At 69.5% G+C, this 17,280-nt stretch carries 19 protein-coding genes; 8 read left to right on the top strand and 11 right to left on the bottom strand.

From position 1 onward, the window contains the following. Positions 1-15: 15 nt before the first annotated feature. From test1122_RS25495 to test1122_RS25480, 4 genes are all read right to left on the bottom strand, one after another. A complete protein-coding gene (locus test1122_RS25495) occupies positions 16-972 on the bottom strand; it encodes an IS481 family transposase (RefSeq protein ID WP_232268212.1) in 957 nt (318 codons plus the stop codon). Between the two features lie 120 nt (positions 973-1,092). Beyond that, a protein-coding gene (locus test1122_RS25490; RefSeq protein WP_422396910.1) for an IS5 family transposase occupies positions 1,093-1,937 on the bottom strand; the annotation gives its coding sequence in 2 pieces (ribosomal slippage) (positions 1,093-1,607 and positions 1,607-1,937; 846 coding nt in all). A gap of 74 nt (positions 1,938-2,011) precedes the next feature. Further along, on the bottom strand, positions 2,012-2,560 hold the full coding sequence (locus test1122_RS25485) for a carboxymuconolactone decarboxylase family protein (protein ID WP_232271517.1): 549 nt from the start codon (positions 2,558-2,560) through the stop codon (positions 2,012-2,014). Positions 2,561-2,641: 81 nt separating this feature from the next. Beyond that, positions 2,642-3,358 carry a Crp/Fnr family transcriptional regulator gene (locus test1122_RS25480; protein ID WP_232271516.1) on the bottom strand — a complete coding sequence of 239 codons (717 nt, stop codon included), beginning with the start codon at positions 3,356-3,358 and terminating at the stop codon, positions 2,642-2,644. A gap of 232 nt (positions 3,359-3,590) precedes the next feature. Here test1122_RS25480 and test1122_RS25475 point away from each other — a divergent pair, with 232 nt between their 5' ends. From test1122_RS25475 to test1122_RS25450, 6 genes are all read left to right on the top strand, one after another. Next, entirely contained in the window at positions 3,591-3,902 is a 312-nt protein-coding gene (locus tag test1122_RS25475) for an anti-sigma factor family protein (protein ID WP_232271515.1), read from the top strand. A gap of 73 nt (positions 3,903-3,975) precedes the next feature. After that, positions 3,976-4,290: a DUF427 domain-containing protein gene (locus test1122_RS25470; protein ID WP_232271514.1), complete on the top strand. Its 315-nt coding sequence runs from the start codon at positions 3,976-3,978 to the stop codon at positions 4,288-4,290. Between the two features lie 24 nt (positions 4,291-4,314). Then, positions 4,315-4,629, top strand: a complete 315-nt coding sequence (locus test1122_RS25465) for a hypothetical protein (RefSeq protein ID WP_232271513.1) — start codon at positions 4,315-4,317, stop codon at positions 4,627-4,629. A gap of 73 nt (positions 4,630-4,702) precedes the next feature. Next, complete coding sequence (locus test1122_RS25460; RefSeq protein WP_232271512.1) at positions 4,703-5,059, top strand: hypothetical protein; 357 nt, start codon at positions 4,703-4,705, stop codon at positions 5,057-5,059. Between the two features lie 142 nt (positions 5,060-5,201). Continuing rightward, positions 5,202-5,672 carry a hypothetical protein gene (locus test1122_RS25455; protein ID WP_232271511.1) on the top strand — a complete coding sequence of 157 codons (471 nt, stop codon included), beginning with the start codon at positions 5,202-5,204 and terminating at the stop codon, positions 5,670-5,672. A gap of 367 nt (positions 5,673-6,039) precedes the next feature. Further along, positions 6,040-7,500: a PP2C family protein-serine/threonine phosphatase gene (locus test1122_RS25450; RefSeq protein WP_232271510.1), complete on the top strand. Its 1,461-nt coding sequence runs from the start codon at positions 6,040-6,042 to the stop codon at positions 7,498-7,500. Positions 7,501-7,580: 80 nt separating this feature from the next. Here the strand turns inward: test1122_RS25450 and test1122_RS25445 are convergent, their stop codons facing one another. After that, positions 7,581-9,104, bottom strand: a complete 1,524-nt coding sequence (locus test1122_RS25445) for a DNA-binding protein NsdB (RefSeq protein WP_232271509.1) — start codon at positions 9,102-9,104, stop codon at positions 7,581-7,583. Between the two features lie 246 nt (positions 9,105-9,350). Here test1122_RS25445 and test1122_RS25440 point away from each other — a divergent pair, with 246 nt between their 5' ends. Continuing rightward, positions 9,351-10,532, top strand: a complete 1,182-nt coding sequence (locus tag test1122_RS25440) for an aminoglycoside phosphotransferase family protein (RefSeq protein WP_232271508.1) — start codon at positions 9,351-9,353, stop codon at positions 10,530-10,532. 200 nt (positions 10,533-10,732) lie between these two features. Then, complete coding sequence (locus test1122_RS25435; RefSeq protein WP_232271507.1) at positions 10,733-12,715, top strand: peptidoglycan recognition protein family protein; 1,983 nt, start codon at positions 10,733-10,735, stop codon at positions 12,713-12,715. A 34-nt stretch (positions 12,716-12,749) separates the two neighbouring features. Here the strand turns inward: test1122_RS25435 and test1122_RS25430 are convergent, their stop codons facing one another. The 6 genes from test1122_RS25430 to test1122_RS25405 form a co-directional block, all read right to left on the bottom strand. Beyond that, positions 12,750-13,247: a hypothetical protein gene (locus tag test1122_RS25430; protein ID WP_232271506.1), complete on the bottom strand. Its 498-nt coding sequence runs from the start codon at positions 13,245-13,247 to the stop codon at positions 12,750-12,752. 21 nt (positions 13,248-13,268) lie between these two features. Then, positions 13,269-13,667: an ACT domain-containing protein gene (locus test1122_RS25425; RefSeq protein ID WP_232271505.1), complete on the bottom strand. Its 399-nt coding sequence runs from the start codon at positions 13,665-13,667 to the stop codon at positions 13,269-13,271. A gap of 93 nt (positions 13,668-13,760) precedes the next feature. Further along, positions 13,761-13,982, bottom strand: a complete 222-nt coding sequence (locus test1122_RS25420; protein ID WP_232271504.1) for a DUF397 domain-containing protein — start codon at positions 13,980-13,982, stop codon at positions 13,761-13,763. Between the two features lie 81 nt (positions 13,983-14,063). Continuing rightward, positions 14,064-15,239 carry a thiolase domain-containing protein gene (locus tag test1122_RS25415; RefSeq protein ID WP_232271503.1) on the bottom strand — a complete coding sequence of 392 codons (1,176 nt, stop codon included), beginning with the start codon at positions 15,237-15,239 and terminating at the stop codon, positions 14,064-14,066. Further along, positions 15,236-16,318: a thiolase domain-containing protein gene (locus tag test1122_RS25410; RefSeq protein ID WP_232271502.1), complete on the bottom strand. Its 1,083-nt coding sequence runs from the start codon at positions 16,316-16,318 to the stop codon at positions 15,236-15,238. The genes test1122_RS25415 and test1122_RS25410 overlap by 4 nt, the downstream gene beginning before the upstream one ends. Then, the gene (locus tag test1122_RS25405; RefSeq protein WP_232271501.1) at positions 16,315-17,259 is read right to left on the bottom strand and encodes a Zn-ribbon domain-containing OB-fold protein; all 945 of its coding nucleotides are present in this window, start codon (positions 17,257-17,259) and stop codon (positions 16,315-16,317) included. The genes test1122_RS25410 and test1122_RS25405 overlap by 4 nt, the downstream gene beginning before the upstream one ends. Positions 17,260-17,280 lie beyond the last annotated feature (21 nt).

Here is a 17,280-nt window from a genome sequence, read left to right as displayed (position 1 = left end):
CCGGGGAGACAGCCCCTAGGTGTATTGACCCGCAGGGTTGTTGACGCGGCTGATGGGTGGCTGGCCTGCCAGTGCGGTGTGGCAGCGATGGTAGTTGTAGGTGTGCAGGAAGCCTTCGAGGCTCGCTGTTCGATCGGCGTTGCTGGTGTAGGGCCGTAGGTAGGCCCACTCGTCGAGCAGGGTGCGGTTGAAGCGTTCGACCTTGCCGTTGGTCTGTGGCCGGTAGGCGCGGGTGAGCTTGCCGACTGCGCCGAGGTCGGTCAGGGCCTGCTTCCACAGGCTGCTCTTGCGGTAGGACCAGGCGTTGTCGGTAAGGACCCGTTCGATGCGGCGGATGCCCATCCCGGCGAAATGGGCGGCGGCTCGCCGGAGGAACTCTGCGCAGGTAGCGGCTTTCTCGTCGGTGTGGACCTCGCTGTAGGCCAGGCGGGTGTGGTCGTCGACGGCGGAGTGGATGTAGTCGTAGCCGGCGCCGGTCTTGGTCAGTCGGCTGTCTTTACGGCCGTGGATCCGCCAGCCGCCGCCGTCGGGGATCCGGCCGAGTTTCTTGACGTCCACGTGGATCAGTTCGCCGGGCCGGTCGCGTTCGTAGCGGCGGATGACCTGCCCGGTGGGCCGGTCCAGGAAGGACAGCCGGTGCAGGCCGTGGCGGGCGAGGACGCGATGCACGGTGGAGGCGGGCAGGCCAAGGATCGGGCCGATGCGGGCCGGGCCGAGCTTGCGGGTCGTGCGCAGCTCACGCACCCGCGCTTCCATGGCTGGTGCTGTGCGGTGCGGGGTGGTGTGCGGGCGGCTGGAACGGTCATGCAGGCCTGGCTCCCCCTCGTTCCGCCAGCGGCGCACCCACTTGTGGGCTGTCATGCGGGAGACGCCCATCTCCGCCGCGACATGCGCGACCGGACGGCCCGAACACACACGTTCGACCAGCAGCCGCCTGCCATGAACAGTCAGTCGGGCATTACGGTGGGACACGAAGACCTCCGTGCGGTGCAGTCCTAGACAGCTCCACCACACCGGAGGTCTTCGCCATGATCAAGACCCACGAGTGTCAACAACGCTCATGATCAATACACCTAGGCCGTTTCTTTTGGATCACCTCGCTGACCAGATGAAGATGGCGGCGAGGTGGAGTCCGGCGAGGTAGATGGTGGCGGTCTTGTCGTAGCGGGTGGCCAGGCCGCGCCACTGCTTGAGTCTGTTGATGCAGCGCTCGACCGTGTTGCGCCGCTTGTAGGCGTCGCGGTCGAAGGCTGGTGGTCTGCCGCCGCGGCTGCCGCGGCGTTTGCGGTTGGCGGCCTGGTCGGCGGGCTGCGGGATCACGGCCCGGATCCCGCGCCGACGGAGATGGGTCCGGATCGCGCGGGACGAGTAGGCCTTGTCGGCCAGGATCACGTCCGGCGTGATCCTGGGCCGGCCGATTGGCCGGGGCACCCGTAAGCGGGCCATGACCTCGGGGAATGCGGGTGCGTCACCTGCCTGGCCAGGCGTGATGACGAAGGCCAGGGGCCGGCAGTGGCTGTCCGCGGCGAGGTGGATCTTGGTGGTCAGTCCGCCGCGGGAGCGTCCGAGGGCATGGTCGTCCGGCTCGCCGGCCGGGGCCCCTTTTGACGGGCCCCGGCGGCGTGCTGGTGGGCTCGGACGATGGTGGAGTCGACCGCGACGACCCAGTCGAGGTCGCCTTCGGCGTCGGCCTGGGCGAGCAGGGCGGTGAAGACCTTCTCCCAGGTGCCGTCGGCGGCCCACTTCCGCAGGCGGTTGTGGGCGCCCTTCCACGACCCGAAGTGCTCGGGCAGGTCCATCCACGGTGTCCCGGTGCGGTACTTGAACGCGATCGCGTCGATCACCTGGCGGTGATCACGCCACCGTCCGCCCCGCTTCGGAGTCCGGTCCGGCAACAACGGCTCGATCCGTGCCCACTGGGCATCAGTCAACGACACACATCAACCAACGATCAGATGATCCGAAGGAAACGGCCTAGTGGTGAGACGGCGGCCCATGGGGCTGATGCGTGTCAGCGCTGGAGCGGGGGCGCGGCAGGGAACTCAAGATCGGTGCGGGCGAGGTGGTTGAAGTAGTTGGTGTAGAGGTTGGCAGCGACATGGGCGAATGCCTCGGTAAGCTCAGCGTCCGTCCATCCCGCGCCGAGCGCCGCGTCCCAGGTGGCGTCGGAGACCTCGCCGACCTCCCCGGCGATCTCCCGTACGACCGCGAGCAGGGCGTCCAGTTTCGGGTCGAAGTCGACAGCACCGCGGCGGATCGCCACCGTCTGTGCCTCGGTGAGTCCGGCACCCTGGGCAGCGAGGGTGTGTGCGGCCTGGCAGTACGCGCAGTCGTCCACCGCGCCGACGGCCAGTGCGATCGCCTCGCGGGTGCGTGCGTCGAAGGTGCCATGCTCGGCGATGGCCGCGTTCATCGCCGCGTTGACCGCCAGGGTGACGGGCGAATGGGCCATCTCGCCATGGATATTGAGCACCTTGCCGAACTGCTTCTCCAGCACCCTGAGCGTTTCCTGGCTCGCTTCGGGGGCGCTGTCGATGGTGTGAACCGGAATCCTCGGCATGGATGACTTCCTCTCGCTGAGCATCGCGTCTGTCACGCGTATCCCCGGGGAAACCCACTGACCGGATGGGTACATTCCTACTCATCCGCTGTCCCCGGCCCGGCGCTGAAGCTGGTCGGTGGCCAGCAACTCGACCTGCCGGTAGCCCACCCGCAGCAGTCCCGCACGCTCGAAGTCCTTCAGAACCCGGTTGAGGGTGGGGCGGCGCAGCCCGAGCATCGCCGCCAGCGTGCCCTGCGAGCAGGCGACGGTGCCATCACGAGCCTCACGCAGCAGCAACCGGGCGACCCGGCGCTCGGCGGTGCCGCCCACGCTCTGGGCCAGCGACTCCTGCGCCCCGGCATGCCGCCTGGCCAGCCCGCTCAGCCAGGCCCTCGCCAGTGCGGGGCTGGACTCCAGCACGGCGTGGAACGCTGTGGCGGGCAGGAACCCGGCCTGAACATCCGTCAGCGCGCGGACCGTACACACCGCCGGACGGCCCAGCAGCAGCGGCACATCCCCCACGACACCGCAGGGCTGCACGACCCCGACCACCACCCGGTGCCGACCGGTACCCGAGACCAGCTCCAGCGTGCCGCTGCGGACAATCCACACCCCCTCCGGGATCCGGCCCTGCCCGAAGGCCAGCTGGCCGGGTGCAAGCAGGCGCTGTTCCAGCCGCGCGGCCAGCTCGGCGGCCTCCTGCTCACCGGGGGGCCAGCAGCCGCCCAGACAGCGCATCACCCAGGCCGCCGCCCGCAGCGCCGCCGGGGGCGGCCGCCCCCCGGTCTTGCCCCCGGTCTTCCCCCTCGGGTCCATCCTCTTGATGTCACTCCCTTACTCTGCGGTCACCTGCGGTGCGGCCCCGTCCGGGCGCTGGGTCAGAGCGGTCTTGATCTCTCGGTACGTGGCCGCCACCGGCCCGGAAGCCGCCAGCAGCCGACTCCTCCTCGGGGCCGGATCCGCCGCTGTTTCGCGCCGCAGGGGAACCCTGGAGCACGGTCAGGCATTCCCCCGGAATGCTCCGGCCTGGTGGACGGGTTTCCGATGTATGACAAGGGTGATCACTCCACAGCTGCGCTTGTGGGCGGCGTGCCGGGAGAAAGTCCGCCATCTGCGGCTACGCCGTGATGTCGAGGCCTATGTGGACGGCGAGCTCACCGGCGCTCATCGCACCCAGGTGGCCACCCATCTGGGTCGCTGCTGGAGTTGCAGCGGTCGCGCCGAAACGCTGCGCCTGATCAAGACCTCCCTGCGGCATGGCCTCCAGCACGCCCCAGCCTCGTTGGCCTCGGTCCGGCTGCGCCGTTTCGCCGACCACTTGGCAACACCACCCGGTCTCCACAGCGGCCATACGCCATGACCCAGTCCCACTCGGGGCTCCGCCCATGAGCCACCCACCCGCACCGAACCAACCGACAGGAGATGAACCGCACATGATGCGCGCGATCTGGAATGGCGTCGTACTCGCCGAGGCACCCCGCACGAGGCTCGTCGAGGGCAATCACTACTTCCCGCCCGAGTCGCTGAACCGCGAGTACTTCGCCGACAGCCCCACCAGAACCCTGTGCTTCTGGAAGGGCATGGCCCGCTACTACATCCTCACCGGCGGCGGCGAGGTCAACCCCGACGCCGCCTGGTACTACCCGCATCCCAGCCCGCTGGCCCGACGGATCAAGGACCACGTCGCCTTCGGCCGGGGCGTCAGCATCGAAGGCACCCGCGAGAAGAAGCCGGTGACTCCCCAGTGAACGACGCGGCCCGGCTGAGCTCCGATGCCCGCACCCCATGAGCCCGCCTCCCGTGGCGGCAGACTGGCCGCCGTGAACGCGGGATCGCTGATGGTGCTGTGCTGCGCGGGCCCACTGCTCCTGTCTGGCGGTGCCCTGGGCGCGGCGGGTGCCGCGCTGGGCAATCCCTGGCTGATCAGCGTGGGCGCAGGGCTCGTGCTCATCGCCATCGCCCACACACTGCGCTGCCGGTTCCGTCGCCTTCGCGGCGACGCCGGAGCGGAAGACTGCTGCCCGGACGCCGCCCTCGGGGATGGCGTCGCCCGCCTCACCGCGAATGATGGCAGGGCGTCCCCGTAGCGGCGCATAGGCGGCCCGGCGCGGGGTACCCAAGCGGCGTTCCGGCGTCCCACCGCGAGCTGGGAGGACTTCCATGAGCAAGGTCGCCATCCTCGTACTCGCCGATACCGAGAGCCACGCCGACCTCGGGAGAGTCACAAATGCGCTGGTCGCCGCCAAGGAGTTCAAGGAAGCCGGTGACGAGATCAAAGTGATCTTTGACGGTGCGGCGACGAAGTGGCCGGAGGCTCTCACCGATTCCGGGCACGTCGCGCACGCTGCCTACCAGGCGGTCTCGGATGTGGTCGCCGGAGCCTGCGGGTTCTGCGCCAAGGCGTTCGACGCCGAGCAGGGCGCACGTCAGGCCCATGTACATCTGCTGGACGAATACGAAGGGCACCCGAGCATCCGGCTGCTCGTCAGCCAGGGGCACCAGATCATTACGTTCTGAGACCGGCCCGGCGCTGGTCGCCGAGCAGACCACCCGATGGTCAGGTGATCTACCTCTCCGTATGTAAGCACCCTCACATACCCGCCCGCGACAGCGGTCCTAGCGTCCGATACATAGCACCCCCCACAGAAGGGCACAACCAATGACCACCGCACACGCATCCTCCCGCGGCACCGCGGCCATGCCGGCCCGCGCCATGTTCGGTGCGGTCGGCGGGCTGGTCGGCGGTATCGCCTTCGGCATCATGATGCAGATCATGGACATGATGCCCATGATCGCGATGCTGGTCGAAAGTGACTCCATCGGCGTCGCCTGGGTGATCCACCTGATCATCTCTGTGATCTTCGGCATCATCTTCGGCCTTCTTCTCGCATCCCACCGCGCCGCCCGAGTGCTCCCCGCGTCCGCGCTCGGCCTGGTCTACGGCGCGATCTGGTGGGTGATCGGGGGGCTGTGGCTGATGCCCGCCAGGCTCGGCATGCCGGTCTTCGACGTGAACGAGGTGGCGTGGAAGAGCCTCGCCGGCCACTTGGTCTACGGCCTGCTCCTGGGCCTTGTCTACGCGGGCATCTACCAGCTCATGCGTCGCGGCCGCGGCAGCGCCTCATCATGACCAGGCTCCAACCGGCCGTCTGAGAGGCGGCCTTGGAGGCGGCGCTTCACAGAGCCTCATTCACAAGCCTTTGACATATGCCGGAAGCACCACCATATCGGGTGTTGCCAAATCTCTTACGGACCGTCGCTGGCTGTGCAAGAGTCATTACCGGCCCCTCCCGGCCGGCGCCAGGGTCTGCCCACCGATCATCGTCGATCAGCGAGCGGCGGATGGCACGTCAGCTGCGATACAGAGGATCAACCTCGTAGGACATCTACGTGGTGGGTTCAACGAGATGCCAGCTGGGCATGCCAATCGTCACGAGCCCGCGAGGATCGGTCGGACAGATCGTGGGTTCCGGAGACCGCCCGTATCGGAGTACGCGATGCCCTCCCACCTCCCCGCGGACCGTCCCGCCGCTCCAGCGGCCGAACGCGGCACCTTGGACACCCTCATCTCACAGACCCGCAGGCTGCGCGGCGGAGTTGACGCGGTCCGGCGGGTCGCCGCGCCCGAGGACGACGATGTGGTGGCCGACCCGCAGCGACGCTGGCAGCGTGCGCTGTGCGATCTCGCCGTGCACCAACTCGACGATGTCGGCCAGCAACTGGACCAGCTGCGGGACGGCCTGCCGCCCGAGCCGAGTACGGTGGCCTATGCCCCTGTCCCGGTCGCCCCGCCGGAGGCCGAGCGAGCGGCACCCTGCCGGGCTGGAAGCGCCGAGTGGAATCTTCTCACCGATGAGGTGGAGTGGTCATCGGAGCTTTATACGATCTTCGACCGTACGAGCGGGGAGGGTCCGCTCTCCCTGGACGAACTGCCGACCTGGCTCTTCCCCGATGACCAGCTCTGGATGATGGAGGCGGTCACCGACTGCCTGGTCGACGGCAAGCCGATCGATGGCGAATTCCGCATTGTGCGCCAGGACAGCTCCGTACGCACGCTGCATATGGTGGCTGAGCCGGTGCTCGGCAGCGATGGCAGCACCGTGTCCATGTGGGCGGTGCTTCGTGATGTCAGCGAGCTCCGCCGCAGTGAGCGCGCGGTGCGCGAGACCCGTGACTCGCTCCAGCACCAGCGGCACATCGCGCGGACAGAGCACCGGCTCGCGGTCGAGCTGCAGGAGGCCGTGCTGCCGCCGTGGCGCGGCTCCCTGCGGTTCCCGCACGGCGACGCCCGTACCACCGGGACCCTGGACCTGGCCGCGCACTATCTGCCGTCGGCGACCAGTGCCCTGATCGGCGGTGACTGGTACGACGCCCTGGAACTGCCCGACGGTGGCACGCTGCTGACCGTTGGGGACCTCACCGGTCATGGGGTAGAGGCCACCTCGGGTATGGCGATGCTGCTCGGTGCGGTGCGGGGCATGGCCGTAGCGGGCGTTATGCCGGGCGCGCTGATGGGGCACCTCAACCAACTGCTGGACGCCGCGGTACAGCCCGCGCTGGGCAGCGCCCTGTGCTGCCACTACGAGCCGCGCACCCGCACCCTGACGTGGGCCCAGGCCGGGCACCCCGCGCCGCTGCTCTACCGCTCCGGCGCCGGACGCCCGCTGCCGCTGCCCGAGGGCGTTCTGCTGGGCGCCACCAGCGGGGCCGTGTACGGCGAACGCACCGAGCAGTTGCTGCCGGGCGATCTGCTCGTGCTGCACACGGACGGGCTGGCGCCGCGCAGCGCCGACGTTGATGCCGAGGAGCAGTCGGGCGCGACGCGGTTGCTCGGTCTCGCACCGCGCTTCGCCGCGGCCCGCACCGCACGGGAATGCGTGCGCGCCGTGATCGAGGAGTTCGGTGACACGGAGCGCGAGGACGACGCTTGCGCCCTGGTGGCCCGGGTGTGCGCGTAATCTCCGGCAGCCCGTCACAGCGCAGAACGTTACGGCTCAGTCGTCAGCAGCCCGCTGCCCGGTAGAGGTTTGCTGGATATCTAGATGTTCAGGCTGCCCGGGCCCTTCAGCCTCGAACCCTTCCCCGAGCCCTTTCCCGAGCCCTTGGCGGCCTTCGGGGCCTTCGGCAGGGCCTCCTGGATCTCTTCGCGCAGATCTTCGATCTTCGCGTATCCGGCGTACTGTCCGGTGAGCCGGTACATCTCGCGCAGCCGGTCCCAGGTGCGGTGCGAGGAGTTGTCCCCGATGGAGAGCAAGGCCAGCCGGGCGTAGCGGTCTGCCTGTTCCGGGTCATCCGCGATAAAGCAGGCTGAGGCGATGGAGATGTGATCGAAGATCTGCGAGCGCTGTCGGCCGTCCTCGCGCAGCGCCAGCGCCTTCTTGGCGTGCTGCTCCGCGATGGTGGCGGCCGCGGGGTCATGCTCGGCGAGCGTACGGTACGCGAGGCCCTCCATACCGTGCAGATCCGCCTCGTTGAAGAGCTGCATCCAGCTCGGTGGCGGCACATCGCCCTTGTCGGAGACGAACAGCTCCTCCGCCTCGCCCAGGGTGCGCCGCATCGCCTGGCCCCGCCCCATCGACGCCTGCGCCCAGGCCTCAATGGTGTGAAACATGGCGCGCGTACGCGGCAAGGTCTGTACCCCGGATCCGGACTGGGCAAGCTTCATCAGGTCCAGGGCGTCATCCGGCCTTCCCAGATGGACCATCTGCCGGGCCGCACGGGAGAGCGCCTCACCGGCGCGTGGCCGGTCGCCGCCCTCCCGGGCCGCATGGGCGGCGATCACGAAGTACTTCTGGGCAGTGGGCTCCAGGCCCACATCGTGTGACATCCACCCGGCGAGCACGGCGAGATTCGCCGCGACGCCCCACAGCCGCCGCCGCAGATGGTCCGGGTGCTGGTAGGCGAGCATGCCGCCCACCTCGTTGAGCTGTCCCACCACGGCCTTGCGCTGCAAGCCGCCACCACGGGACGCGTCCCAGGCGCGGAAGACCTCGACCGCGCGCTCCAGCGCCTCGATCTCCTCAGAGCCGACGGGAGCCGCCTCGTAGCGGTCAAAGGCGGCGGTGTCGGCGGTGAGCTGGTGTTCGGGCCCGAGCCCGCCCAGGGCGTCCGGGGCCGGGTCGGTCTGGAGCCAGTCGTGCAGTGAGTTGCTGAGTGCTGAGCCTGCGGCGAGCGCGGCACCCGCGCCCACCAAGCCGCGTCGGTTGAGCATGAGGTCCATTCCCGTGAATTCGGTGAGGACCGAGGCGGTATGTCCAGGCGCCCACGGCAGTCCGTCAACGGACTGCCGCTTCCCTGATGGGCCTGGCCTGCCGAACCCGAGGTCCTCGATGGTCACGACACGGCCGAGTCGCTCGGTGAACAGTGAGGCCAGCACCTTGGGCACCGGATCACGCGGGGTCTCCCCCATGTCGATCCAGCGCCGTACCCGCGAGGTATCGGTCGCCAGCTGCGGGTGGCCCATGGCCGCCGCGTGCCGGTTCACCAGCCGGGCGAGCTCACCTTTGGACCAGCCGGCGAGGCCGAACAGATCCGACAGGCGGGTGTTGGGTCCTTTGTTCACGTCAAGCCCCCAGGTTCTCGGCTGAGTTGACAGTAACTGCCTCCCATGGGGGCTGCGAGTATTCGCCAGGGTTCGCCAGGGTCCGCCAGATGGTGTGCCACCCGCATGGGGGTGTCATGTAGGAACGCGCCACCCCGGCCCGGTCACCATCCAGGCGGCCGCCGGCATTCCCCAGGGTGCACTGGCCGTTGGCCGGGCCGGGGGCGCGCAGCGACTTGTCGGCGCACGAAGGGATCTGGCTCGCCCATGTATCACGCAACATCCCCCGTGTCCGCCCCGACCCGGCCCCGGCCCCCCCAGCACTACCCGGGCAGTGTCTCTCCTGACCGGCCGCGCTGGGCTGGGGGCGCCTCCCCGGCCTCCCCCAGCCCTGGCGGGCCGGGAGGTACCCCGAGGACTGGGGGAGGACCCGGCGTCTCCGGTGGGCAGCAACCCATCAGCGGGAGACTCGATCTGTCCGGCCCACAGGGCACGCGGCTACGCGCGGCCATCACCTCGGTCCACCGCATCTGCCCGGACTTTCACCCGGTGCAGATCCTGCGCCGCAGTGGACGCTCAGTGCTCCTCGTCGGCACCATCGGCCGCAGCCCAGCGGTGGCCAAGTGTTTACTGGACCACTCCCCCGCGTGGGCCGAGCGGTTCCGGCATGAAATAGCCGCCTACCGCGCCTTTGTGCGCCACCGCCCACCCGTGCGGGTGCCCCGGCTCATCGCAGCCGATCCGGACAACTGCACCCTGGTGATCGAGCGGATGCCAGGCCGTCCGGCGGCGCTGCAAAGGCATCCGGTGGATCCCCCTCAGCGGACGGATCTGCGGGCGCTGCTGGGCGCTGTGTCACGGCTCAACTCCTGGCGGCCTCCGGGGGGGATGTTCGATCACCCACTCGACTACGGTGCCCGGCTGTCCCGCTTCCATGAGCTGGGTCTGTTGACCGACCGCGATATGGGCGACCTGCAGAAGCTGCTGCACGGGGTGGCGAACCGGGGTGGCCAGCCGGGGCCCTCCTGGCAGTTCTGCCATGGGGACGCGCTGCTCTCCAATGTGCTGCTGTCGCCAACCGGCCCGGTGCTGGTCGACTGGGAGCACACGGGCTGGTATCTGCCCGGGTACGATCTGGCGACGCTGTGGTCCGTGCTCGGTGACTCACCGGTGGCGCGGCGGCAGATCAGCCAGTTGGCCCAGGTCTCGGGACCAGCGGCGCGGGATGCCTTTCTGGTGAATCTGATGCTCGTCCTCACGCGTGAGATCCGCACCTGTGAGACGGCAGTACAGCGCACCATGCGGGACCCCGCTCCCGCACCGGTAACCGGCGCGGAGCGTACCAGCGCGCTGGCCTCCGGTGAGGAGCAGCGGCTGCTGCTGCGTCGGCTGCACGACGACTGGTCCATGGCCCGCCGTGCGGTACGGGCGGCGGTCGGTACCCGTTGAGGGAGCGTCACCGGTCCAGACCGGTGACGCTGCGCAGGCCATGGAGCCCGTGCGGGGAAAGGCTCCCGCACGGGCTTTGACGTGCGACTTTCCCTAAGGGCGTGGGTGATTGACGGAACGTCGGGCAGCGGATACCTCTGATGCAGTTGATGTGAGCGACGCGCCGCGCACACCATGGCCCGCTCCCCGAGGAGGCTGCATTGCGAGGAAACGTCCACAGCCCCACCAAACCGACCAGACGCACCAGCCGTCTGCGTGCCGCCGTCGTCGTCGCCACTGCGGCGCTGCTGCTCCCGCTGGTCTCAGCGGGCCCTCCCGCCACCGCCGGGCAACAGCGGCCCGGCACTCTCCAGGAAGCGTTCGCAGCGGCCGCCGAGCGCCATAAGGTACCGGAGAGCGTGCTGTTGGGCGTCTCGTATCTGCAGTCCCGCTGGGACGGGCACGGCGGGGCGCCCAGTGTCTCGGGCGGCTACGGGCCTATGCATCTCACCGATGCCCGCACCGCGCTGGCCCGCTCCCGGCATCATGACGACGGCGCGGAGGATCCACGCGGCGACACCGGTCGACGGGCTCTGTCGCCCCGAGCGGCGGTGCCCGACACCGGTCAACTGCCCGTCCGGCTGCGCACCCTGGAGCGGGCGGCGAAGCTGAGCGGGCTCTCCGCCGAGCAGCTGCGCAGCGACCCCGCGGCCAATGTGCGCGGCGGCGCGGCTCTGCTGGCGCAGGCCCAGCGGGAGCTGGGGCTGCCGCTGAGCGAGGACCCGGCCCACTGGTACGGCGCGGTGGCCCGCTACTCCGGCGCGGACCGGGCCGATACGGCCGCTGTCTTCGCCGATGAGGTCTTCGGGGTGATCCGCGACGGCGAGCGGCGCACCACGGACGCCGGGCAGCGAGTCGCGCTGGCGAGCCTCCCTGAGGTGCGGCCGGACAGCGGCCAGCTGGGTCTGCTCGGGCTGAAGACCGGCGGCGCCAGGGGTGTCGAGTGCCCGAAGAGCGTGTCCTGCGAGTCGGTCCCCGCTCCGTATCAGGAGTATCAGGACGAGGACGGCAACGACGACTACGGCAACCACGACAAGGCGGACCGGCCGAGGTCCCAGAAAGTGGACTACATCGTGGTGCACGATGTCGAGGGATACTGGGAAGGTGCGCTGAAGCTGGTGCAGGACCCGACCTATGTCTCCTGGCACTACACGCTGCGTTCCTCCGACGGGCATATCGCCCAGCATGTGCCGACCAAGGATGTGGGGTGGCACGCGGGCAACTGGTTCGTCAACGCCAAGTCCATCGGTCTGGAGCACGAAGGTTTCCTCGCCCAGCCTGACGCCTGGTACACGGAGGCGATGTACCGCACCTCGGCGCGGCTGGTGAGGCATCTGGCGAAGAAGCACAACATCCCGCTGGACCGGCAGCACATCATCGGGCACGACAATGTCCCCGGCGTCACCACGGCCAACATCCCCGGGATGCACACCGACCCGGGCCCTTACTGGGACTGGCAGCGCTACTTCACCTTGCTGGGCGCCCCCTTCCACGCCACCGGAGGCCCGGACAGCGGCATGCTGACCATCCGTCCGGACTACGGCAAACACCGGCCGGTGTACACCCGCTGTGACAACTCTGGCAATCCCTGCCCGCCGCACGGCTCCGGTGCGGTCCGCCTGCACACCGCGCCGGACAAGGACGCGCCGCTGATCAAGGACATCGGGCTGCGGCCGGACGGCAGCCCGTCGACGACTGGGGTCAATGACACCGGCGCCCGTGCCTCCACCGGACAGCAGTACGCGGTAGCCGAACGCGCGGGCGACTGGACCGCCATCTGGTATCTCGGTACGAAGGCGTGGTTCCACAACCCGGCGGGCCAGCCGACCGCGGTGAGTGCCAGCGGCCAGGTGGTCACACCGAAGCAGGGCCGGACGTCGATTCCCGTCTACGGCCGCGCCTACCCGGAGAAGAGCGCCTACCCAGCGGGCGTGCCAGTGCAGCAGGTCTCGCCGCTGCCGTACCGGGTGCAGGCGGGCCAGCGGTATGTGCTGGGACTGAAGACGCCGAGTGAGTACTACTACGCGCGGACCTTCGACCCAGCGAACCATGTGGTGGTCCGCGGCGAGGACTACTACCAGATTCAGCTCGGGCACCGGACGGCCTTTGTGAAGGCCGCCGATGTGGATGTGCTGCGCTCCTAGGAACAGCCCACTCGCCGCTGGAGCCGCTGGGCCGTTACTGCTGGAACATCTCGGCCGGCAGCGGCTTAAGCAGCTGATAGAGGTCATCGGTGATCGGCCGGTCCCAGCTGGCGATGGTGACCAGAACGCCGTCGCTGCGGTCGAACTGGACGCAGGAGATCCGGCTCTCCGAGCACTTGACGCGCCGCACGATCAGCAGATTGCCATCCTGCATGACCGGACTGTCCTCGGTCTCGGTGACGGTCACCGGCTCATCATGGTCCAGCGCCACCAGCAGCTGCGCCACCTCGAACGGCACCTGGCCCTCCGCCACCTCGCGGGCCGGGGAGCCCTCCGGCAGATTGCCGATAATCATCGCCGGGCCGCGGCCGCCGAACAGGTCATAGCGCAGGAACACCCCCTGACAGCTCCCGTCAGGGGCGGGCAGCAGTCCGGCCCCGAGATTGCCCGGCCAGTCACCAGGGTCCATCGCGAGGACGTCGAAGTCCGGCCCGGTGGGCGTGGCGGCGCTACGGCGGCGGAGGAAGGACATGTCGCCATGGTACGCGGACCGCTAGCGCGATTTCCCCGCCAGGTCTTCCAGCACCGCGATGGCCACGGACGCCCTTTCGTAGGGCACGAAGAGGTGATCGTGGTGGTATCCCGCCACGACATTGCAGCTCAGTCCGGCCTCGGCCAGTTCGGCGGCCACGGCCGCGGTCAGCCCTACCGCCTCCAGCGCGGAGTGCACACGCAGCGTGATCCAGCCCGCCACATAGCCGTAGTCGAGCCCCGCCGCATCCGCCTCCTCCTTGGGCACGACCAGGGTCAGCCCCTCGCTCTCCGCGACGGTCACCACCGGGTTCACCCCTGCGGGCGGCTCCCCGGTCACCGTGGTGAACACATAGGGGCCTGGGTTCAGATCGGGCCGCATACCACTGAGTAGCTTCGCCAGATCACGCTCACCTGCCATGATCACCAGCCTATGACGGAGACGGTGAATCTATGGAAAGCGGGTATCGACCGTGTGCCGCCGGGCCTGGGGAGGGTGCCCACAACGCTTGGGCTAGGTCAGGTCGAATTCGCCGTCGCGGGCGCCCAGGACGAAGGCGCGCCACTCACCGGGTGGGAAGATCAGCGCGGGGCCGTCGGGATTGCGGCCGTTGCGCATGGCGATATAGCCCTCGACAAAGGCGATCTGGACCTGGCCTGATCCCTGACTGCTCGACTGCCACTGAGCGCTGGTCAGATCGAGCTGCGGCTGTTCGGTGGTGGTGCTCTCGGCCACGTCCGTGCTCCTCCCGGTTCGTCGTCCCGGCTCAGCCTAGCCACCGATGACGGCGCCGGACAGGCCGCGAACGAGGGCGCCTCAGGCGCTGGGCCGGTCTGCTCCTACGAGCCACATGGAGAAGAACTGAGAGCCGCCACCATAGGCGTGGCCCAGCGCCTTGCGGGCGCCGTCGACCTGGTGCTCGCCTGCTTCGCCGCGGACCTGGAGGGCTGCCTCCGCGAAGCGGATCATGCCGGAAGCCCCGATGGGGTTGCTGGAGAGAACGCCGCCCGAAGGGTTGACCGGGAGATCGCCGTCGAGTTCGGTGACGCCCGACTCGGTGAGTTTCCAGCCCTCGCCCTCGGTGGCGAAGCCAAGGTTCTCCAGCCACATCGGCTCGTACCAGGAGAACGGGACGTACATTTCGACGGCATCAATCTCCCGGCGTGGGTCGGTGATTCCGGCCTGCCGGTAGACATCGGCGGCGCAGTCCTTCCCGGCCTGCGGGGAGACGGCGTCCTTGCCCGCGAAGAGGGTCGGTTCGCTGCGCATCGCCCCGCCGTGTACCCAGGCGGGGGGCCGCGGGGAGCGGGCGGCACCCCGGGTATCGGTGAGGACCATCGCGCAGGCGCCGTCCGAGGACGGACAGGTCTCCGAGTAGCGGATGGGGTCCCACAGCATCGGTGCGGACCGCACCTTCTCCAGGGTGATGTCCCACTCATGCAGGTGGGCGTAGGGGTTCTTCAGGGCGTTCCGCCGGTCCTTGTACGCGACGAGCGAACCGATGGTGTCGGGGGCTCCGGTGCGGCGCGTATAGGCCCGGATATGCGGGGCGAAGAAACCGCCCGCGCCGGCCAGCAGCGGCTGCTGGAAGGGGATGGGCAGCGAGAGGCCCCACATCGCGTTGGACTCGGACTGCTTCTCGAAGGCAACGGTGAGAACGGTGCGGTGGACCCGGGCGGCGACCAGACTCGTGGCGACCAGGGTGGTGGAGCCACCGACGGAGCCCGCGGTGTGCACGCGCAGCATCGGCTTGCCGACAGCACCGAGCGCGTCGGCCAGATAGAGCTCCGGCATCATCACGCCCTCGAAGAAGTCGGGGGCCTTGCCGATGACGACGGCGTCGATGTCCGTCCAGCTCAGCTCGGCGTCGTCCAGGGCGCGCTGGGCGGCTTCCCGGACCAGTCCGGCGATGGAGACATCGCGCCGTGCGGCCGCGTGCTTGGTCTGGCCGATTCCTGTGACGGCCACCGGTTCCTTGTGCGCGCTGCTCACTGGGCCTCTCCTTCCAGCACGGCGACCAGATTCTGCTGCAGACAGGGGCCCGAGGTGGCATGGGCGACGGCCCGGTCGGAGTCGCCACGGCTGATCCGGGCGGCGGCCTCGCCGAGCCGGATGAGACCGGCGGCCATCACCGGGTTGGCGGCGAGCGCGCCGCCGGAGGGGTTGATCCGGACGGTGTCGTCGAGCCGTAGCGCCTTGCGCAGCACGATTTCCTGGGCGGTGAAGGGGGCGTGCAGTTCAGCGGTGTCGACACCGGTCTCGAAGAGTCCGGCGCGTTCGGCGGCGAGCCGGGTGGACGGGGAGTCGGTGAGGTCGCGCACGCCCAGGCTGTGGGCCTCGATGCGGTGGTCCAGGCCAAGGATCCAGGCGGGGCGGTCGGTGAGCCTGCGAGCGGTGTCCCCGGCGGCGAGGACGACGGCCGCGGCGCCGTCGCTGACGGGCGGGGTGTCGTGGATGCGGAGGGGCTGGACCAGGTGGTCCGCCTCGAGGAGCACGTCCGGTGCGGCGGAGCCGCGTAGCTGGGCGTGCGGGTTGTCCTGGGCGGCGGTGCGGCTGCGGGCGGCGATCCCGGCGAGGGCCCGCTCATCGGTTTCCCCGGCGTCGATGAGGGTGCGCGCCTGCAGCGCGGCGAGCGCGACGGAGTCGGGCCACAGCGGGGCGACATAGTAGGGATCGAGTTGACGGGAGAGGACGTCCCGCAGCTCGCCGGGCGAGGACTTGCCGAAGGCGTAGACGAGGGCGGTCTCGGCCTCACCGGTGAGGATCTTCACCCAGGCCTCGTAGAGCGCCCAGGCGCCGTCCATCTCCACATGGGACTCGGAGATCGGCGGCCAGGCGCCGACCCCGTCGAGTGCCATGGTGAAGGAGAAGGCACGGCCCGCCAGGTAGTCGCTGGAGCCGGAGCAGGTGAAGTCGATCTCCCCTGTATGAAGGCCGGTCTGGCCCAGTACCTGCCGCAGGACCGGCATCAGCATCTCGACCTCGGACAGCTCGGCCGAGGACCGGGTGTGGTCCGTCTGTGCGAAGGCGACGATGGCGATCTCCCGTGGGTACCGCTGGTCACGCGTCACAGCAGCTCCTTGTAGCTGTCGTAGTCGGCATCGGGCTCGCCGGTGGGGCGGTAGTGGTCGGGGTAGCGGCCGTCCTCGGCCCAGACGGGCTCCACCCGCAGCCCCATCCGCACCTTGTCCGCCGGGATGCCCGCGATCCGGCCGTGCAGGGCGAGGTCGGCACCGTCGAGGGCGATATGGGCGTAGACGTAGGGGACCTCGATATCGAGATTCTTCGCTTTGATGTTGACGATGCAGAAGGTGGTGACGGTGCCCTTCGGCCCCACCTCGGTCTGTTCGTCCGTGGGCACCCCGCAGGTGGGGCAGGCGCCGCGCGGCGGGACATAGACCTTGCGGCAGGCGGGGCAGCGCTCGCCGATGGTCCGGTGGCCGGCGAGCGCGTCCAGATAGCGGGTCTGGGCACGGCCGGGGCTGTAGGTGTAGTCGAGCCGGGCGGGTGCGGTGATGCCGGTGACCGCCTCCGCGAACTGCCCGCTGTGTGGCCGCGCCCGGGTGTCGGGCTGGCCCTCGCCGGGCTCGAAGCAGGCGATATCGGTGATCGCTCCGGTGCGCTCCGCCGCCCAGCGGATACGGACTGCCATCCCCGTCCGTACGGCGTCGGGGCCGGGTGCGTCCAGGGCGTGCAGCAGGGCGCTGTCGGCGCCGTCGAGCCTGACCAGTACCCAGGCGAACGGGGTGGCCAGCGGCTGGCCCCGGCGGGGTGCGGGGTTCCAGGCCCAGGTGGTGACGGTGCCGGTGGGAGCGACCTCCACCAGGTCCCGTATCTCTTCGGCGGTCTTGGGGTCGTACTCGACGGGCGGCACCAGCACGCTGCCGTCGCTGGTCCGTACGCCGAGCACGGTGCGCTCGCGCAGGCCGGTGAGGAAGGCGCTCTGCACGGGGCCGAGGGAGCGGGTGAAGGGGAACTCGACAACGAGCGGTGCGCTGAGGATGTCTGGCATGGGACTCCTTCGGGTGCGGGT

The organism is Streptomyces gobiensis, assembly GCF_021216675.1.
GTDB classification, from domain to species: domain Bacteria; phylum Actinomycetota; class Actinomycetes; order Streptomycetales; family Streptomycetaceae; genus Streptomyces; species Streptomyces gobiensis.
The sequence above is the reverse complement of the archived record's forward strand: the minus strand, read 5'-3'. Positions and strand labels throughout refer to the sequence as shown.